The 16,138-nt window shown below is 73.8% G+C and carries 15 protein-coding genes; 4 read left to right on the top strand and 11 right to left on the bottom strand.

Features of this window, described 5'->3' with window-relative positions; genetic code table 11:
• Positions 1-540: 540 nt before the first annotated feature.
• From tyrS to argC, 11 genes are all read right to left on the bottom strand, one after another.
• Positions 541-1,803 (bottom strand): tyrosine--tRNA ligase, encoded by a 1,263-nt coding sequence (gene tyrS / locus CGE01nite_RS05800; RefSeq protein WP_141369572.1) that lies wholly within the window; start codon positions 1,801-1,803, stop codon positions 541-543.
• A 113-nt stretch (positions 1,804-1,916) separates the two neighbouring features.
• Complete coding sequence (locus tag CGE01nite_RS05805) at positions 1,917-2,801, bottom strand: DNA-3-methyladenine glycosylase (RefSeq protein WP_255318480.1); 885 nt, start codon at positions 2,799-2,801, stop codon at positions 1,917-1,919.
• The gene (locus CGE01nite_RS05810; RefSeq protein WP_141369574.1) at positions 2,798-3,388 is read right to left on the bottom strand and encodes a uridine kinase family protein; all 591 of its coding nucleotides are present in this window, start codon (positions 3,386-3,388) and stop codon (positions 2,798-2,800) included. Before CGE01nite_RS05810 ends, CGE01nite_RS05805 begins: the two co-directional genes overlap by 4 nt.
• 8 nt (positions 3,389-3,396) lie before the next feature.
• The gene (argH, locus tag CGE01nite_RS05815; RefSeq protein WP_141369576.1) at positions 3,397-4,836 is read right to left on the bottom strand and encodes an argininosuccinate lyase; all 1,440 of its coding nucleotides are present in this window, start codon (positions 4,834-4,836) and stop codon (positions 3,397-3,399) included.
• On the bottom strand, positions 4,829-6,067 hold the full coding sequence (locus CGE01nite_RS05820; RefSeq protein ID WP_048341488.1) for an argininosuccinate synthase: 1,239 nt from the start codon (positions 6,065-6,067) through the stop codon (positions 4,829-4,831). The genes argH and CGE01nite_RS05820 overlap by 8 nt, the downstream gene beginning before the upstream one ends.
• Positions 6,068-6,136: 69 nt before the next feature.
• On the bottom strand, positions 6,137-6,679 hold the full coding sequence (locus tag CGE01nite_RS05825) for an arginine repressor (RefSeq protein ID WP_048341497.1): 543 nt from the start codon (positions 6,677-6,679) through the stop codon (positions 6,137-6,139).
• 5 nt (positions 6,680-6,684) lie between these two features.
• Positions 6,685-7,617, bottom strand: a complete 933-nt coding sequence (argF, locus tag CGE01nite_RS05830; RefSeq protein ID WP_048341487.1) for an ornithine carbamoyltransferase — start codon at positions 7,615-7,617, stop codon at positions 6,685-6,687.
• Positions 7,614-8,867, bottom strand: a complete 1,254-nt coding sequence (locus CGE01nite_RS05835) for an acetylornithine transaminase (RefSeq protein ID WP_048341496.1) — start codon at positions 8,865-8,867, stop codon at positions 7,614-7,616. Before CGE01nite_RS05835 ends, argF begins: the two co-directional genes overlap by 4 nt.
• Positions 8,868-8,953: 86 nt before the next feature.
• Complete coding sequence (gene argB / locus CGE01nite_RS05840; protein ID WP_048341486.1) at positions 8,954-9,952, bottom strand: acetylglutamate kinase; 999 nt, start codon at positions 9,950-9,952, stop codon at positions 8,954-8,956.
• Positions 9,949-11,160: a bifunctional glutamate N-acetyltransferase/amino-acid acetyltransferase ArgJ gene (gene argJ / locus CGE01nite_RS05845; RefSeq protein WP_048341485.1), complete on the bottom strand. Its 1,212-nt coding sequence runs from the start codon at positions 11,158-11,160 to the stop codon at positions 9,949-9,951. The genes argB and argJ overlap by 4 nt, the downstream gene beginning before the upstream one ends.
• Entirely contained in the window at positions 11,157-12,221 is a 1,065-nt protein-coding gene (argC, locus tag CGE01nite_RS05850) for an N-acetyl-gamma-glutamyl-phosphate reductase (protein WP_218022602.1), read from the bottom strand. The genes argJ and argC overlap by 4 nt, the downstream gene beginning before the upstream one ends.
• 111 nt (positions 12,222-12,332) lie before the next feature.
• On the opposite strand from argC, the gene CGE01nite_RS05855 reads away from it, so the two are divergent.
• The 4 genes from CGE01nite_RS05855 (at position 12,333) to CGE01nite_RS05870 (ending at position 16,123) form a co-directional block, all read left to right on the top strand.
• The gene (locus CGE01nite_RS05855) at positions 12,333-13,316 is read left to right on the top strand and encodes a quinone oxidoreductase family protein (protein ID WP_048341495.1); all 984 of its coding nucleotides are present in this window, start codon (positions 12,333-12,335) and stop codon (positions 13,314-13,316) included.
• Positions 13,313-14,071 carry a DsbA family oxidoreductase gene (locus CGE01nite_RS05860; protein WP_141369580.1) on the top strand — a complete coding sequence of 253 codons (759 nt, stop codon included), beginning with the start codon at positions 13,313-13,315 and terminating at the stop codon, positions 14,069-14,071. The genes CGE01nite_RS05855 and CGE01nite_RS05860 overlap by 4 nt, the downstream gene beginning before the upstream one ends.
• Positions 14,059-14,679 (top strand): GNAT family N-acetyltransferase, encoded by a 621-nt coding sequence (locus tag CGE01nite_RS05865; protein ID WP_218022603.1) that lies wholly within the window; start codon positions 14,059-14,061, stop codon positions 14,677-14,679. Before CGE01nite_RS05860 ends, CGE01nite_RS05865 begins: the two co-directional genes overlap by 13 nt.
• Positions 14,680-14,809: 130 nt before the next feature.
• Entirely contained in the window at positions 14,810-16,123 is a 1,314-nt protein-coding gene (locus tag CGE01nite_RS05870) for a TrpB-like pyridoxal phosphate-dependent enzyme (protein WP_141369582.1), read from the top strand.
• Positions 16,124-16,138 lie beyond the last annotated feature (15 nt).

Below are 16,138 nucleotides of genomic sequence, written 5' to 3' on the forward strand. Positions count from 1 at the left end.
GCATCCCCGCAGGATCTTCCGATCCTGAGCAAGAGGCTTGTTCGCTTTCCCTTCGCGCCTCGGCGCTTGGGGCCTGTCTACTGTACCCGATCCCCCGGCTCTTCGGAACCACCCTTGCGAGCGGCTCTTCCTCCAGGATCCTGGGCGCCCGACCGTACCAGAGGCGCACGAAGCACCTGCGATCTGATCGGGGTTGGCCGCCTGCGGGACCGTCCATCGCCTGGATCCTCGCGGATCCGGCTCCGTGTCCGTTCCTCCCTGCCGGGCGACATCGAGAACATTACGCAGCCCGTGGCGCCGAGGGCAAATCCGCGACGTGGTGACGCCGCTCACCTGGCCCGTTCGGCGCGCTGACCTGCGCAGATGCCGTCTGGAAGGGCCGGCCCCGGCCGCTGTGCCCACGGCATCCGCCGTTTCGTCCCGGTTCGCTGCGTCCACGGGCCGGAGGGGTACGACGACGGCCGCGCCGCGAGCCCCGTCGGGGTGCGGCGCGGCCGGGTGGGCGTCGCGCGAGCAGTGGCCGTCAGGCCAGCGGGTCGGTCAGCGATGGGTGTCGACCACCGCGAGCGTGCGCTTGCCGCGGCGGAGCACGGCCCACCGACCGTGCAGCAGGTCCTCGGGCGCAAGGGTTGCGTCCTCGTCGGGGACGCGGACGTTGTTGATCGAGGCGCCGCCCTCGGCGATCGCGCGGCGGGCCTCGGACTTGCTCTTGACGACACCGGTCGCGGCGAGCAGGTCGACGACGAGGTCGCCCGGGGCGCCGCCCGCGGTCGGGAGCTCGGCGACAGCCGCGCCGAGCGTCGCCTGATCGAGATCGCCCAGCGCGCCGCGGCCGAACAGCGCCCGGGAGGCGGCGACCACCGCGTCCGCCGCCTGCACCCCGTGCACCAGGGCGGTCACGTCGTACGCGAGGGTGCGCTGCGCCTCACGCGCGGCCGGCCGCGTCGCCACGGCATCCGCCAGCTCCTCGATCTGCTCACGCGAGCGGAACGTGAAGACCTTGAGGTAGCCAAGCACGTCGGCGTCGTCCGCGTTGAGCCAGAACTGGTAGAAGGCGTACGGCGTCGTCATCTGCGGGTCGAGCCAGACGGTCCCGGACTCGGTCTTGCCGAACTTCGTGCCGTCGGCCTTGGTGATCAGCGGCGTCGTCAGCGCGTGGACACCGGTGCCCTCGACCTTGCGGATCAGCTCGACGCCCGACAGCAGGTTGCCCCACTGGTCGGAGCCGCCCGTCTGCAGCGTGACGCCGTGCCTGCGGAAGAGCTCGAGGTAGTCCATCCCCTGGAGCACCTGGTAGCTGAACTCCGTGAACGAGATCCCCTGGTCGCTGGCCAGGCGGCGCGCGACGGTGTCCTTCGCGATCATCGTGCCGAGCCGGAAGTGCTGACCGACGTCGCGCAGGAAGTCGATCGCGGACATCGGTGCCGTCCAGTCGAGGTTGTTCACCATCGTCGCGGCGTTCTCACCGTCGAACCGCAGGAGCGGAGCGATCTGACCCCGGATCCGCTCGACCCAGCCGGCGACGACGTCGCGCGAGTTCAGGGTGCGCTCCCCCGTCATCTTCGGGTCGCCGATCAGGCCCGTGGCGCCGCCGACGAGCGCGATCGGGCGGTGGCCGGCGTCCTGCAGCCTGCGGACCGTGAGGATCTGGACGAGGTTGCCGATGTGCAGGCTCGGTGCCGTGGGGTCGAAGCCGCAGTACAGCGTCACCGGCCCTGCGGACAGCGCGTCGCGCAGCGCGTCGGTGTCGGTGGTGTGGGCGATGAGCCCGCGCCAGGCGAGCTCGTCGAGGATGTGCGTCACGTTCGGTCTCCGGTCGAAGGGCCGCGCTCGAGGCACGGCGTGAGGTCAGCGCGGTTCTGCGTGTGGTCGGGACCCGTCAGGTCGAGGCGCGTGCGGCCGACGCCGTCGCCCCGTCACGGGGCGTCTTCCGACGCCGGCGTCCGATAGCCGTCCGACGAGGCCGCGGCCCGAGTGGCCGACCGGTAGGCGGGACGGTAGGCGGACACGGTGCGCTCACCGGTGATCCAGTAGCGCCACGGGTGGCGCGTCGAGTCGCCGCCGGGGCCCGAGACGCCGACGCGCGGACCGCTCGCGTGCGTCGTGTGCGTGGGCGCCTCGCGTCGGTGCACCACCACGCGTCCGCCCGCCTCGGTGAGGTCCGCGCCGTTCCACGCGCGGTCGATGCCCAGGCACACGGCGAGCCGGGCCGGGCCGCGCGCGAGCTGCCGCTCGGAGTCGACGACCCCGACCGCCTCGCGGCGACGCCAGGCCAGCTCGGCCCCGTCGACGACCTCGCCGGCGCGCAGCAGGACCGCCGCGGGCTGACCGGTGGGCTCGGCGACGACGTTCACGCAGTGGTGCAGACCGAGGTGGCGGTACACGTACAGACGGCCCGGCTCGGCGAACATCACCGCGTTGCGTGCGGTGCGCCCGCGGAACGCGTGCGAGCCCGGGTCCAGCGCACCCGCGTAGGCCTCGACCTCCGTGAGGCGGATCGTGACGGTGCCGTCCGGCGTGCTCGTCGTGACGAACGCGCCGAGCAGGTCCTTGGCGACCGCGTGCACGTCCCGCGCGTACCAGCTGCGGGCCGGGACCGCGACGAACCGGCGCGGGTCCGCGACGTGCGGGGGTCGGGGCGCATCGCGTCCGTCCGCTCGTCCATCGGCGGTGGTCCCCGTCCGAGCGCCCTCGGTGGGGTTGCCCGGGACGTCGACCCGGGACCCGGACCCCGGCAGCGCGCCGGGCGCCGACGAGCCCGCGGGCTCGGGAGCGCTCGGGGCGTCGGCGAAGGGCGTCACGGGGTCATCCTGCCAAACTCGTCCAGGCGGATGTCGGCCCGTTCACGACTGCTCTCCCGCGCGAAGTGCGCGCGCTCGTCGTCCATCCACCGCAGCCACTGCTCGCGCGCGGCCACGCCGTCCCGTGCCAGACCACGGGCGAGACGCAGCTCGTCGGGAGCCTCGACCCAGACGCGCACGACCGCCCACGCGTCGCACTCGCGGCGCGCCGAGCCGCAGCCCTCGAGCACGAGCAGCTCAGGGACGGGCACGTCGATCCAGTCCGCGAAGGCGCCCGTGGCCCAGTCGTAGCGCTGGAACCTGCCGGGCAGACCGCGGCGCAGGGGCTCGAGCACCTGCGCGGACAGGCGCGGCCACAACGAGCCCTCGAGCCCGGACCAGCCCTCGTACAGGTCGTCGAGGTGCACGACGACCGCGCGCGTCCCGCGTGCGGAGGCCGCCTCGAGCACACCCGCTGCGGCCGTCGTCTTGCCCGAGCCGGCGGGGCCGTCGAGGCAGACGGCGCGCACGGGACCGAGCCGTGGGGACGCCGCGAGGGCGCGCTCGACGATCGTCGTGAGCGCGCCCTCGTCGGACGGAGCGGACATGCGGGCCGTCAGGACGCCCAGCCGCGCAGCTCCGCCGCGCGACCCTGCGCGCGCCCGAGCTGCTCGGCGACCCGCACCGGGGCGGTCCCGCCGTACGCGGAGCGCGACGCGAGCGACCCCTCGACCGAGAGCACCTCGCGCACCGCGGGCGTCAGGTGCGGCGAGATCGCGGCGAGCTCGTCGTCGGTCAGCTCCCACAGCTCGATCGCGGGCTCGTGCGCCTCGCACGCGCGCACGCACTCCCCCGCGACCTCGTGCGCGACCCGGAACGGGACGCCCTCGCGCACCAGCCACTCGGCGATGTCCGTCGCGAGCGAGAAGCCCTGCGGCGCCAGTGAGGCGAGGCGGTCCGTGTCGAACGTGAGCGTCGCGACCATGCCGGCGAACGCCGGCAGCAGGACCGTGAGCTGGTCGACCTGGTCGAAGACCGGCTCCTTGTCCTCCTGCAGGTCGCGGTTGTAGGCGAGCGGCAGCCCCTTGAGCGTCGTCAGCAGGCCCGTGAGGTCACCGACGAGCCGGCCCGCCTTGCCGCGCGCGAGCTCGGCGATGTCCGGGTTCTTCTTCTGCGGCATGATGCTCGACCCGGTCGAGAACGAGTCGTGCAGCCGCACGAAGCCGAACTCCTTGGTGGCCCAGAGGATGATCTCCTCCGCGAGCCGCGACAGGTCGACCGCGAGCATCGCCGAGACGAACGCGAACTCGGCGACCACGTCACGCGAGGCCGTGCCGTCGATCGAGTTCTCGACCGGCGCGTCGAAGCCGAGCTCGGCGGCGACCGCCGCCGGGTCCAGGCCCAGCGACGAGCCGGCGAGCGCACCCGAGCCGTACGGCGAGACCGCGGCGCGCCGGTCCCAGTCGACGTAGCGCTCGACGTCGCGCAGCAGCGGCCATGCGTGCGCGAGCAGGCTGTGCGCGAGCAGCACCGGCTGGGCGTGCTGCAGGTGGGTGCGGCCCGGCATGGGCGCGTCCCCCGCGGCGGTCGCCTGCGCGGTGAGCGCGTCGACCACGTCGAGCACCAGCCCGGCGATCGCGCGTGCCTCGCGGCGCAGGTACATGCGCACGAGCGTCGCGATCTGGTCGTTGCGCGAGCGGCCCGCGCGCAGCTTGCCGCCCAGGTCCGCGCCGGCCCGCTCGATCAGACCGCGCTCGAGCGCGGTGTGCACGTCCTCGTCGTCCGGCGTGGGGCCGAACGCACCCGACGCCACGTCGGTCCGCAGCCGCTCGAGCGCGTCGACCATGCCGGCGACCTCGTCGTCGGACAGCAGACCCGCCCCGTGCAGGACGTGCGCGTGCGCGACCGAGCCCGAGATGTCGACGTCCGCGAGGCGCCAGTCGAACTGGGTCGAGCGCGACAGCTCGGCCAGGGCCGCGGCCGGGCCGGACGCGAACCGGCCGCCCCACAGGGCGAGCGGCGCGACCGGCTGACCGGCCGCTGGCGACTCAGGCATCGATACCGCCCTGCGTGCCGAGGTCCACGCCGTTGCCGAACCGCACGTCGCGCGCGGCGGCGAGCTTGCTCGACAGGCCGTAGATCTCGATGAAGCCCTTCGCCGACGCCTGGTCGAACGTGTCGCCCGTGTCGTACGTGGCGAGGTTGAAGTCGTACAGCGACGAGTCCGAGCGGCGGCCGCTGACCGTGGCGCGCCCGCCGTGCAGCACGAGCCGGATGTCGCCCGAGACGTAGCGCTGCGTGTCCGCGATGAACGTGTCGAGCGAGCGCTTGAGCGGGCTGAACCACTGGCCGTCGTACACCAGCTCGGTCCAGCGCTGCTCGACCTGGCGCTTGAAGCGCGCCTGCTCGCGCTCGATCGTCACGTTCTCGAGCTCCTGGTGCGCGGCGATGAGCGCGATCGCGCCCGGCGCCTCGTAGACCTCGCGCGACTTGATGCCGACCAGGCGGTCCTCGACGATGTCGATCCGACCGACGCCCTGGGCGCCTGCGCGGCGGTTCATCTCCTGGATCGCCTGCAGCGGCGTGACCGGCACGCCGTCGAGCGCGACCGGGACGCCCTGCTCGAACGTGATGACGACCTCGTCGGCGACCGGCGGGAACGTCGGGTCGTCGGTGTAGGTGTAGACGTCCTTCGTCGGGCCGTTCCAGATGTCCTCGAGGAATCCGGTCTCGACCGCGCGACCCCACACGTTCTGGTCGATCGAGAACGGGTTGTGCTTGGTGGTCGCGATCGGGAGCTTGTGCTTCTCGGCGAACTCGATCGCCTTGTCGCGCGTGAGCGCGAGGTCGCGCACCGGGGCGAGGCAGGTCAGGTCAGGGGCGAGCGAGGTGATGCCGACCTCGAAGCGCACCTGGTCGTTGCCCTTGCCCGTGCAGCCGTGCGCGACGGTCGTCGCGCCGAACTGGCGCGCGGCGCGCACGAGGTGCTTGACGATCACCGGACGGGACAGCGCCGAGACCAGCGGGTAGCGGTCGAGGTACAGGCCGTTGGCCTGCAGCGCCGGCATGCAGTACTCCTCGGCGAACTCGTCGCGGGCGTCGGCCACGTAGGCCTCGACCGCGCCGCAGTCGAGCGCCCGCTGGCGGATGACGTTGAGGTCCTCACCGCCCTGGCCGACGTCGACCGCCACGGCGATGACCTCGGCGCCGGTGGCCTCGGCGATCCAGCCGATGCCGACGGAGGTGTCCAGACCGCCGGAGTACGCGAGGACGACGCGCTCAGTCATGAGATGTCACTTTCTACGAGCTGGGTTCGGGTGGTGCGAGAGGACGAGGGTCGAGCGGTCGTGCCGGGCCTACGAGGTCCCGGTCGCGAGGGTGAGGAACCGCGACGCCAGTGCGGCGCCGTCGGGGTCGCGCGACACGACGAGGATCGTGTCGTCCCCCGCGATCGTGCCGAGCACGGCGGGGAGGACGGAGTGGTCGATCGCCGAGGCCAGGTACTGCGCGCCGCCCGGAGGGGTGCGCAGCACGACGAGGTTGCCCGACGACTCCGCGGTCAGCAGCAGCTCGGTGCACAACCGCTCGAGCCGCGCGGCGAGGTGCTCGGCGTCGGCCGCGGGCGCGGTCGGCAGGGTGCGCACCGAGCCCTCCCCGGGCACGGCGTACACGAGCGCACCCGACGGGGTACGCACCTTGACCGCCTGGAGCTCGACGAGGTCGCGCGAGAGGGTCGCCTGCGTGACCGTGACGCCCGCGTCGCCGAGCAGCTCGGCGAGCTGCTGCTGCGAGTGCACCGCCTCGCGCGTGAGCAGCGCGGCGACCAGCGACTGCCGCGCCGCCTTGGTCTGCGGCGCGGTCGCGCGCGGCGCGCCGTTCGTCGTGCCCGGGAGGGTCATCACGCTCACCTGGCCTCGAGGAGGAACGTCAGGAGCGCCTTCTGGGCGTGCAGCCGGAACTCGGCCTCGTCCCACACGATCGACTGCGGGCCGTCGATCACCTCGGCGGTGATCTCCTTGCCGCGGTACGCCGGCAGGCAGTGCAGGACGTGCGCACCGGGCGCCGCGAGCGCGAGCGCCGCCGCGTCGACCCGGAACGGCACGAACGGCGTCTCACGGTCCAGCGAGTCGGACTCCTGGCCCATCGAGACCCACGTGTCGGTCGCGACGACGTCCGCACCCGAGACGGCCTCGGCCAGCGAGCCCACGACGGCGACCGAGCCGCCCGTGGCCGCCGCGATCCGCTCGGCGTCGGCCACCACGGCCGGGTCCGGGCGGAAGCCCTCGGGCGAGCCGATCCGCACGTGCATGCCCGCGGTCGCGCCGCCCAGCAGGTACGAGTGCGCCATGTTGTTCGCGCCGTCGCCGACGAACGCGAGCGTCAGGCCCGGCAGCGCCGCGACCCCGCCGCGATGCTGCGCCACGGTCGCGAGGTCCGCCAGGATCTGGCACGGGTGGAAGTCGTCCGTGAGCGCGTTGACCACGGGGACGCCCGCGACCGCGGCCATCTCCTCGATGCGCGACTGCTCGTGCGTGCGCCACACGATCGCCGCGACCTGGCGGCCGAGCACGTGGGCGGTGTCCGCGATCGACTCACGCGTGCCGATCTGGGCGAGCTTGCCGTCGACGACGAGCGGGAACCCGCCCAGCTCGGCGATCCCCGTGCTGAACGACACCTGGGTGCGCAGCGTCGGCTTGTCGAAGATGACCGCGACCGCGCGCGGGCCGGCGAGCGGCTTGCGGATGTAGCGGTCGTCGCAGAACGCGAGCGCGAGCTCGAGGACCTGCGCCTGCTCGTCGGGCGTCAGGTCGTCGTCGCGCAGGAAGTGGCGGGTCACGCGGCAACCTCGGCAGGGTCGAGCTCGGCGAGGAAGTCGACGAACGTGCCGAGCTGCTCGTGCGTCACGACGAACGGCGGCGCGAGCCGGATCGTCGTCGGGTTGACGGGGTTCACGACGAAGCCGGCGGCGAGCGCCCGCGACGCGACCGCGGGCGCCACGGCCGAGCTCAGACCGATGCCCACGAGGAGGCCCTCGCCGCGCACGGAGTCGACGAGCGGGTTGTCGAGCTCCGCGACGCGCTCGCGCAGCCGCGCACCGACGTCGCGCACGTGGGCCAGCAGGCCGTCGCGCTCGATCACGCCGATCGTGGCGAGGCCCGCGGCCGACGCCACGGGGTTCCCGCCGAACGTCGTGCCGTGCTGGCCGCGGCCGATCAGCGTCGCGGCCGTGTCGCCGAACGCGATGAGAGCGCCGACCGGGAAACCGCCGCCGAGCCCCTTGGCGACCGTCACCGCGTCCGGCACGACTCCCCCACCGATGTGCGGCAGCTGGTGCGCGAACCACTCGCCCGTGCGTCCCATGCCGGTCTGCACCTCGTCGAGGATCAGGAGCGTCCCGTGCCGCGCCGTGAGCTCACGGGCTCGCGCGAGGTAGCCCGGGGGCAGCGGCAGCACGCCCGCCTCCCCCTGCAGCGGCTCGACGAACACCGCAGCCACGTCGCCCGGCGCGAGCGCGGCCTCGAGCGCGAGGGAGTCGCCGAACGGCACCCACTCGACGCCCGGCGGCAGCGGCTCGAACGGCTCGCGGTACGCGGCCTTGTGCGTCAGCGCGAGCGCGCCCATCGTGCGCCCGTGGAACGCGCCCTCGAGCGCGATGATCCGCGTGCGGCCCGTGCGGCGCGCGAGCTTGAACGCCGCCTCGTTGGCCTCCGTGCCGGAGTTGGTGAGGAAGACGCGCGAGCCCTCGGGCGCCTGCGCGAGCTCGATGAGGCGCTCGGCGAACGCGATCTGCGTGGGGCTGCCGAAGAAGTTCGAGACGTGACCGAGCGTGCCCAGCTGCGCGCTGATCGCGGCCGTCAGGGTCGGGTGCGCGTGGCCGAGGCTGTTGACCGCGATCCCCCCGAGCAGGTCGAGGTAGCGGTTGCCGTCGGCGTCCCACACGTACGGCCCCTCACCGCGGACGAGCACGCGCTGCGGCGGTCCGAACGTGTCCATGACCGCGTGCGTGTAGCGCTCGGTCCACTGCGCGACCGAGCCCTCGGCGACGGCGACCGGGATGCCGTCGACGGTCGACGCGGCCTGTCGCAGCGCACGCCGCGTCGTCGGCCCTGCCGGGGCCGCGGCGGGATCAGCGGTGGTCACCGGCGCGGCGGCCGGCGTGGTCGTCGGCTCGCTCACGCGGACACCTCCGGGTGGATGACGGGGATCGGGGCCGTGAAGGGGGCGTCGGCGGGCTCCTCGTCGGGCAGCACCATCGTGCCGATGCCGTCGGACGTGAACACCTCGACGAGGATCGAGTGCGGCGCACGACCGTCGATGACGTGCGCGCGACCGACCCCGCCCGTCACGGCGCGCCAGCAGGCCTCCATCTTCGGCCGCATGCCGGAGTCGAGCGACGGCAGGACCTCCGCGAGGTCGCTCGCGCTGAGGCGCCGCACGAGCGAGCTGCGGTCCGGCCAGTTCAGGTAGAGGCCCTCGACGTCGGTCAGGACGATGAGCTTGCGCGCACCGAGCGCGACCGCGAGCGCCGCCGCCGCCGTGTCGGCGTTGACGTTGAGCACCTGCGTCGGGTCGTCGATGTCGGGCGCGACCGTGCTGACCACGGGGATCCGGCCCGCGTCGAGCAGGTCCTGCACGGCGCTCGGGTTGACCTTCACGACGTCCCCGACGAGGCCGACGTCGACCGGCTCGCCGTCGACGAACGCGTGCCGACGGCGGGCCTGGAACAGACCGCCGTCCTCGCCGGACAGGCCCACGGCGTGCGGGCCGTGCGCGTTGAGGAGCCCGACGAGCTCGCGCGACACCTGGCCCGTGAGGACCATGCGCACGACGTCCATCGCCTCGGGCGTGGTGACGCGCAGGCCGCCGCGGAACTCCGACTCGATGCCCAGACGGTCCAGCATCGAGCTGATCTGCGGGCCACCGCCGTGCACGACGACCGGCTTGAGGCCGACCTGGCGCAGGAACACCATGTCCTGCGCGAACGCACGCTTGAGCTCGTCGTCGATCATGGCGTTGCCGCCGTACTTGACGACGACGAGCGCCCCGGCGAACTTCTGCAGCCACGGCAGCGCCTGGATGAGGACCTCGGCCTTCTGGTCGGGGCGCAGGTCCGTACGGGTGTCGAAGTGGAAGTCGTCCGGGACCGCGGGCGTGGGGTCGGGCTGGGTCACGTCGAGTACTCGCTGTTCTCGGAGACGTAGGCGTGCGTGAGGTCGTTGGTCCAGAGCGTCACGACCTCCTCGCCCGCGTGCAGGTCGATGAGGACGTGCACGTCGCGCGACGCGGCCAGGTCCACGCTCGAGCGGGGCTCGTGCGCGCCGCCCGCGCGACAGATCATCACGCCGTTGATCGTGACGTCCAGCTGGTCCGGGTCGAACGGCGCGACCTCGGCGGGAACCGTGCCGACCGACGCCAGGATGCGCCCCCAGTTCGGGTCGTTGCCGTAGACGGCGGCCTTGAACAGGTTCGAGCGCGAGACCGCGCGGGCGACCGCGAGCCCGGCGGACTGCGACGACGCCCCGGTGACGGTGATCGCGATGTCGTGCGTCGCACCCTCGGCGTCCGCGACGAGCTGGCGCGCGAGCTGGGCCGCGACCGCGGTCACCGCCGCGGTGAAGCCAGCGGGGTCGGGCGTCACTCCCGAGGCGCCCGAGGCCAGCAGCGTCACCGTGTCGGACGTCGACATGCAGCCGTCGGAGTCGACGCGGTCGAACGTGTCGCGCGTCGCGGCGCGCAGCGCGGCATCCGCGAGGGCGGCGTCCACGACCGCGTCGGTCGTGATCACGCACAGCATCGTGGCCAGGCCGGGGGCGAGCATGCCCGCACCCTTGGCCATGCCGCCCACGCGCCAGGTGCCGAGGTCGCCGTCGATCGTCATGTCCGCGGTCTTGGCGACCGTGTCGGTCGTCATGATCGCGGTCGCGGCCGCGGGCCCGCCCGTGCTCGACAGCGCGTCGCGGGCCGGGCCGATGCCGGCCAGGAGCGTGTCGATCGGCAGGCGCTCCCCGATCAGGCCCGTGGAGCACACGACGACGTCGCCGGGCGAGACCCCGAGCGCCGCACCGACCGTCTCGGCCGTGCGGTGCACGTCGAGGAAGCCGTCCGGGCCGGTGCACACGTTCGCGCCGCCGGAGTTGAGGACGACCGCGCTCACGACGCCGTCGGAGACGGCCTGCCGCGACCAGGTGACCGGGTGGCCCACGACCCGGTTCGAGGTGAACACGGCCGCGCCGACCTGCAGCGGGCCGTCGTTCACGACGAGCGCGAGGTCGGGCCGCCCGGACGCCTTGAGGCCCGCGGTCGTGCCGCTCGCGCGGAACCCGGCGGGGAACGTGACACCGGGCGAGAGCTCGGCGGCGTCCTGGGAGGTGAGCGTCACGGTGCGACTCCGTCCATGGGAAGGCCGAGTGTCTCGGGCAGCCCGAGCGCGAGGTTGAGCGACTGCAGCGCACCGCCGGCGGTGCCCTTGACGAGGTTGTCGATCGCGGTGACCGTCACCACGCGGCCCGCACGCTCGTCGACCGCGACCTGCACGAGAGCCGTGTTCGCACCGAGCGTCGCGGCGGTCGTCGGCCACTGGCCCGCGGGCAGGAGGTGGACGAACGGCTCGTCGGCGTACGCCCCCTCCCAGGCCGCGCGCACCGCGGCGGGGTCGGTGCCGGGCACGAGGCGCGCGGTCGCGGTCGCGAGGATGCCGCGCGACATCGGCACGAGCGTGGGCGTGAACGAGATCGTCACGTCGGGGGCGCCCGCGGCGCGCAGGTTCTGGGCGATCTCGGGGATGTGCCGGTGCGTGCCGCCGACCGCGTACGGCTGCGCCATGCCGAGGCCCTCAGAGGCGAGCAGGTGCGGCTTGAGGCTCTTGCCGGCACCCGAGTAGCCGTTCGCGAGGACCGCCACGACGTCGATCGGCTCGATGACGCCCGCGGCGACGCCCGGCTGCAGGCCGAGGGTCACGGCGGTCACGTTGCAGCCGGGGACGGCGATCCGCGTGGCGCCCGCGAGCTGTGCGCGCTGGCCGACGGCTGCCGTCTCGCCCTCGTGCAGGAGCTCGGGCAGTCCGTAGGGCCAGGTCCCGGCGTGCTCGCTGCCGTAGTAGGTGGCCCAGTCGGCCGCGTCCACGAGTCGGTGGTCGGCCCCCAGGTCCACGACGACCGTGCCGGGGTCACGCCGGGCGAGCTCGGCCGCGACGGCACCGCTCGCTCCGTGCGGCAGTGCGAGCACGACGACGTCGTGGCCCGCGAGCGCGTCGGGGGTCGTCGGGGCCAGCATGCGGTCCGCGAGCCGTCGCAGGTGCGGCTGGTGCTCGCCGAGAGCGCTGCCCGCGTTGGAGTGCGCGGTGACCTCGCCGATGACGGCCTCGGGGTGGCCGAGCAGCAGCCGGAGCATCTCGCCTCCGGCGTACCCGCTGGCCCCCGCCACCGCGACTGTGAACGACATGCGCATGAACATACACGCCAGCGCGAATCAATGCACACACATTCGCGGGGCGCGGCCGTGGTCGTCGCTCGAAGCGGGATGAAACTCGACCGCCCCGACGTTCGCCACGACGTGCATGCAGTCGTCGCCACCCAGGCCGGTGGACCCGAGGTCCTGTCCGTCGTGACCCGACCCGACCCCACGCCCGGGCCGCACGACGCGCTCGTGCGCGTCGCCGCCGCCGGGGTCAACTTCATCGACACCTACCGCCGCGCCGGGGTGTACCCCGTCCCGTTCCCGCACGTGCCGGGGTCGGAGGGGGCCGGCACCGTGGTCGCGGTCGGTGAGCGCGTCACGCGGTTCGCGCCCGGTGACCGGGTCGCGTGGTCGGCGGGCCCCGGTTCGTACGCCGAGCTCGCCGCCGTCCCCGAGAGCGAGCTTCTCGCGGTGCCTGACGGCGTCGACGACGAGATCGCCGCAGCGCTCCCGCTGCAGGGCATGACCGCCCACTACCTCGTCAGCTCCACGTTCCCCGTCGAGCCCGGCACGACCGTGCTCGTGCACGCCGCGGCCGGCGGCGTCGGCCTGCTCCTCACGCAGCTCGCGACCCAGCGCGGTGGCCGCGTGATCGCGACGGTGGGCAGCGTCGAGAAGGAGGCGCTCGCGCGCGCCGCGGGCGCCGCCGAGGTCATCCGCTACCGCGAGCTCCACGACGTGACCACCGAGCTGCCCGCGGCCGTCCGCGAGCTGACCGACGGGCGCGGGGTCGACGCGGTGTACGACGGGGTCGGCCGCGACACGTTCGACGCGTCGCTCGCGTCCCTCGCGCGGCGCGGGATGCTCGTCCTCTTCGGGGCGTCGTCCGGCCCCGTGCCACCCGTCGACCCGCAGCGGCTCAACGCCGCGGGCTCGGTGTTCCTCACCCGCCCGACGCTCGGTCACTACGTGGCCGACCGCTCCGAGCTCGAGTGGCGCGCCAACGAGCTGTTCGGGGCCGTCGCCGACGGCCGTCTCGACGTCCGCGTCGGAGCCCGCTTCCCCTTGTCGGCCGCTGCCGACGCCCACCGCGCGCTCGAGTCGCGCGCCACCACCGGAAAGGTCCTGCTGCTGCCGTGAGCATCCCCACCCTGAACGCCGTCCGTACCGTCGCGGTGGAGGTGTGGTCCGACATCGCCTGCCCGTGGTGCTTCATCGGCAAGCGGCGCTTCGCCGACGCGCTGGCCGCCTTCCCGCACCGCGAGCACGTCGAGGTGGTGTGGCGCTCGTACCAGCTGTCCCCCGACACGCCGCGCGGACCGGGCCGCCCCGAGGTCGAGGCCCTGGCGGAGATGAAGGGGCTGTCCACCGAGCGCGTGCAGCAGATGTTCGCGCACGTCACGGCTGTGGCCGCCGAGGTGGGCCTGCGCTACGACTTCGACACCGTCCTGGCGTTCAACTCCTACGACGCGCACCGGCTCACGCACCTCGCGCGTGCGGTCGGCGGCCCGGCGCTGGCCGAGCGCACCGTCGAGGTCCTGTTCTCGGCGCACTTCGAGCGCGGCGAGGACCTCGGCGTGGACTCCTCGCTCGTCGCCGTCGCGCGCGAGGCCGGGTTCGCCGCGGCCGGGTACGACGACGAGGCGGTCGCGCTGTTCCTCGCGGGCGACGAGCAGTCCGACGCGGTCGAGGCCGACATCGCCGCGGCCCGCGAGCTGGGCGTGTCCGGCGTGCCGTTCTTCGTCGTCGACCGCCGGTACGCGGTCTCGGGCGCGCAACCCGCCGAGGTGTTCACCCAGCTGCTCGAGGCCGGGTGGCGCGAGGCGAACCCGCTGCAGACGATCGCGGGCGACCCGTCGGCGCACGCGTGCGTCGACGACTCGTGCGCGATCTGAGCACGCCGGGCAGCGGGGAGCCGGGCGGAGCGGTGTCCCCCGGCACCCGCACGCCCGCAACGCCCGCAACGCCCGCAACGCCCGATCATGCCGCGGGGCTCGCCGTCAGGGACCTGCACGACGGCGACCTCGCGGTGCTCGCTGCGCTCAACGACGCGGCGGTGCCCGCCGTGAACGCGCTGGGCCCGGCCGGGCTCGCCGCGCACGTCCCGACCTGCGCGGCCGCGCTCGTCGTCCACGACGCCGGCGCGCCGGGCGGCCCGCCGCTCGGCTTCCTCCTGGCCCTCGCCCCCGGGGCCGACTACGCGAGCGAGAACTACCGCTGGTTCGCCGAGCACGCGCCGGGCTCGCTGTACGTGGACCGGATCGTGGTCGCGCCGCACGCGCACGGGCGCGGCGCGGGGCGCGCCCTGTACGCCGCGGCCGAGCAGCACGCGCGTCGGCTGGGGCTGTCGGCGCTCACGTGCGAGGTCAACCTCGACCCGCCGAACCCGGCCTCGTCGGCGTTCCACGCCCGGCTGGGCTTCCGGCGCGTCGGGGTGCTCGACACCAAGGGCGGCGCGGTGCGCGTCGAGCTCCTGAGCCGGGCGGTGGCGCTCGGCGGTTGACGTCTCGCACCGCGACGGCCCAGGTCACCGACGCGGGACGGTGCCCTAGGCTGCGCCCAGCGGACCCACGGCGTGGTGGTCTGGCGCGTGCGGGCCCGCTCCGCACCACGATGCGCCCAGGAGGCACCGCATGACGACTTCCCCCGACGTCCGTCCGGCATCCGCGCCGCTCACCGACCCGGTCGGCACCTTCGTGCCGTCGACGGTCCCGACGCACTGGTACAACCTCGCCGCGGACCTCCCTGAGCCTGCTCCTCCCGCGCTGCACCCGGGCACGCGTGAGCCGCTCGGGCCGCAGGACCTCGCCCCGCTGTTCCCGATGGCGCTCATCGCCCAGGAGGTCAGCACCGAGCGCTACGTCGAGATCCCGCAGACCGTGCGCGAGATGTACGCGCTGTGGCGGCCGTCGCCGCTGGTCCGGGCGCTGCGGCTCGAGCGCGCGCTCGGCACGCCCGCGAAGATCTACTACAAGTACGAGGGAGTCTCGCCGGCCGGGTCGCACAAGCCGAACACGGCGGTCGCGCAGGCGTACTACAACGCGGTCGAGGGCATCACGAAGCTGACGACCGAGACCGGTGCGGGCCAGTGGGGCGCGTCGTTGTCCATGGCGTGCGCGCTCGTCGGGATCGAGTGCGAGGTCTGGCAGGTGCGCGCGTCGTACGACGCCAAGCCGTACCGGCGCATGCAGATGGAGACGTATGGCGGGATCTGCCACCCGTCGCCCTCCGACCTGACCGAGGCCGGCCGCGCGATGCTCGCCGCGGACCCGGACACCACCGGCTCGCTCGGCATGGCGATCTCCGAGGCGGTCGAGGTCGCGGCCCAGGACCCGAAGGCGCACTACGCGCTCGGCTCGGTCCTCAACCACGTGCTGCTGCACCAGTCCGTCATCGGGATCGAGGCGCTCGAGCAGCTCGACGCGATCGGCGAGACGGCCGACGTCGTGTTCGGCTGCGCAGGCGGCGGGTCGAACCTCGGGGGGCTCAGCTTCCCGTTCATCGGGCGCAACCTGCGCGACGGCACGACGACGAGGGTCGTCGCCTGCGAGCCCGCGGCGTGCCCGTCGCTCACGCAGGGCGAGTACCGGTACGACTTCGGCGACGTGGCCGGGCTGACCCCGTTGCTGAAGATGCACACGCTCGGCAAGGACTTCGTGCCGCCGCCCATCCACGCCGGGGGCCTGCGCTACCACGGCATGGCACCGATGGTGTCGCACGCGCTCGAGCTGGGGCTGCTCGAGGCGATCGCCGTCGAGCAGGACGTCGCGTTCGCCGCGGGCCTGGAGTTCGCGCGCGCGGAGGGGATCATCCCCGCGCCCGAGTCGACGCACGCCGTGGCGGGTGCGATCGCCCACGCGCGAGCGGCGACGACCGACCAGACGATCGTGATCGGGCTGTCCGGCAACGGCGTGCTGGACCTTCCCGCCTACCACGACTTCCTCTGACGCGACGAGGGCGCC

Source organism: Cellulomonas gelida, assembly GCF_006538725.1.
In the GTDB taxonomy this organism is placed as follows: Bacteria; Actinomycetota; Actinomycetes; order Actinomycetales; family Cellulomonadaceae; genus Cellulomonas; species Cellulomonas gelida.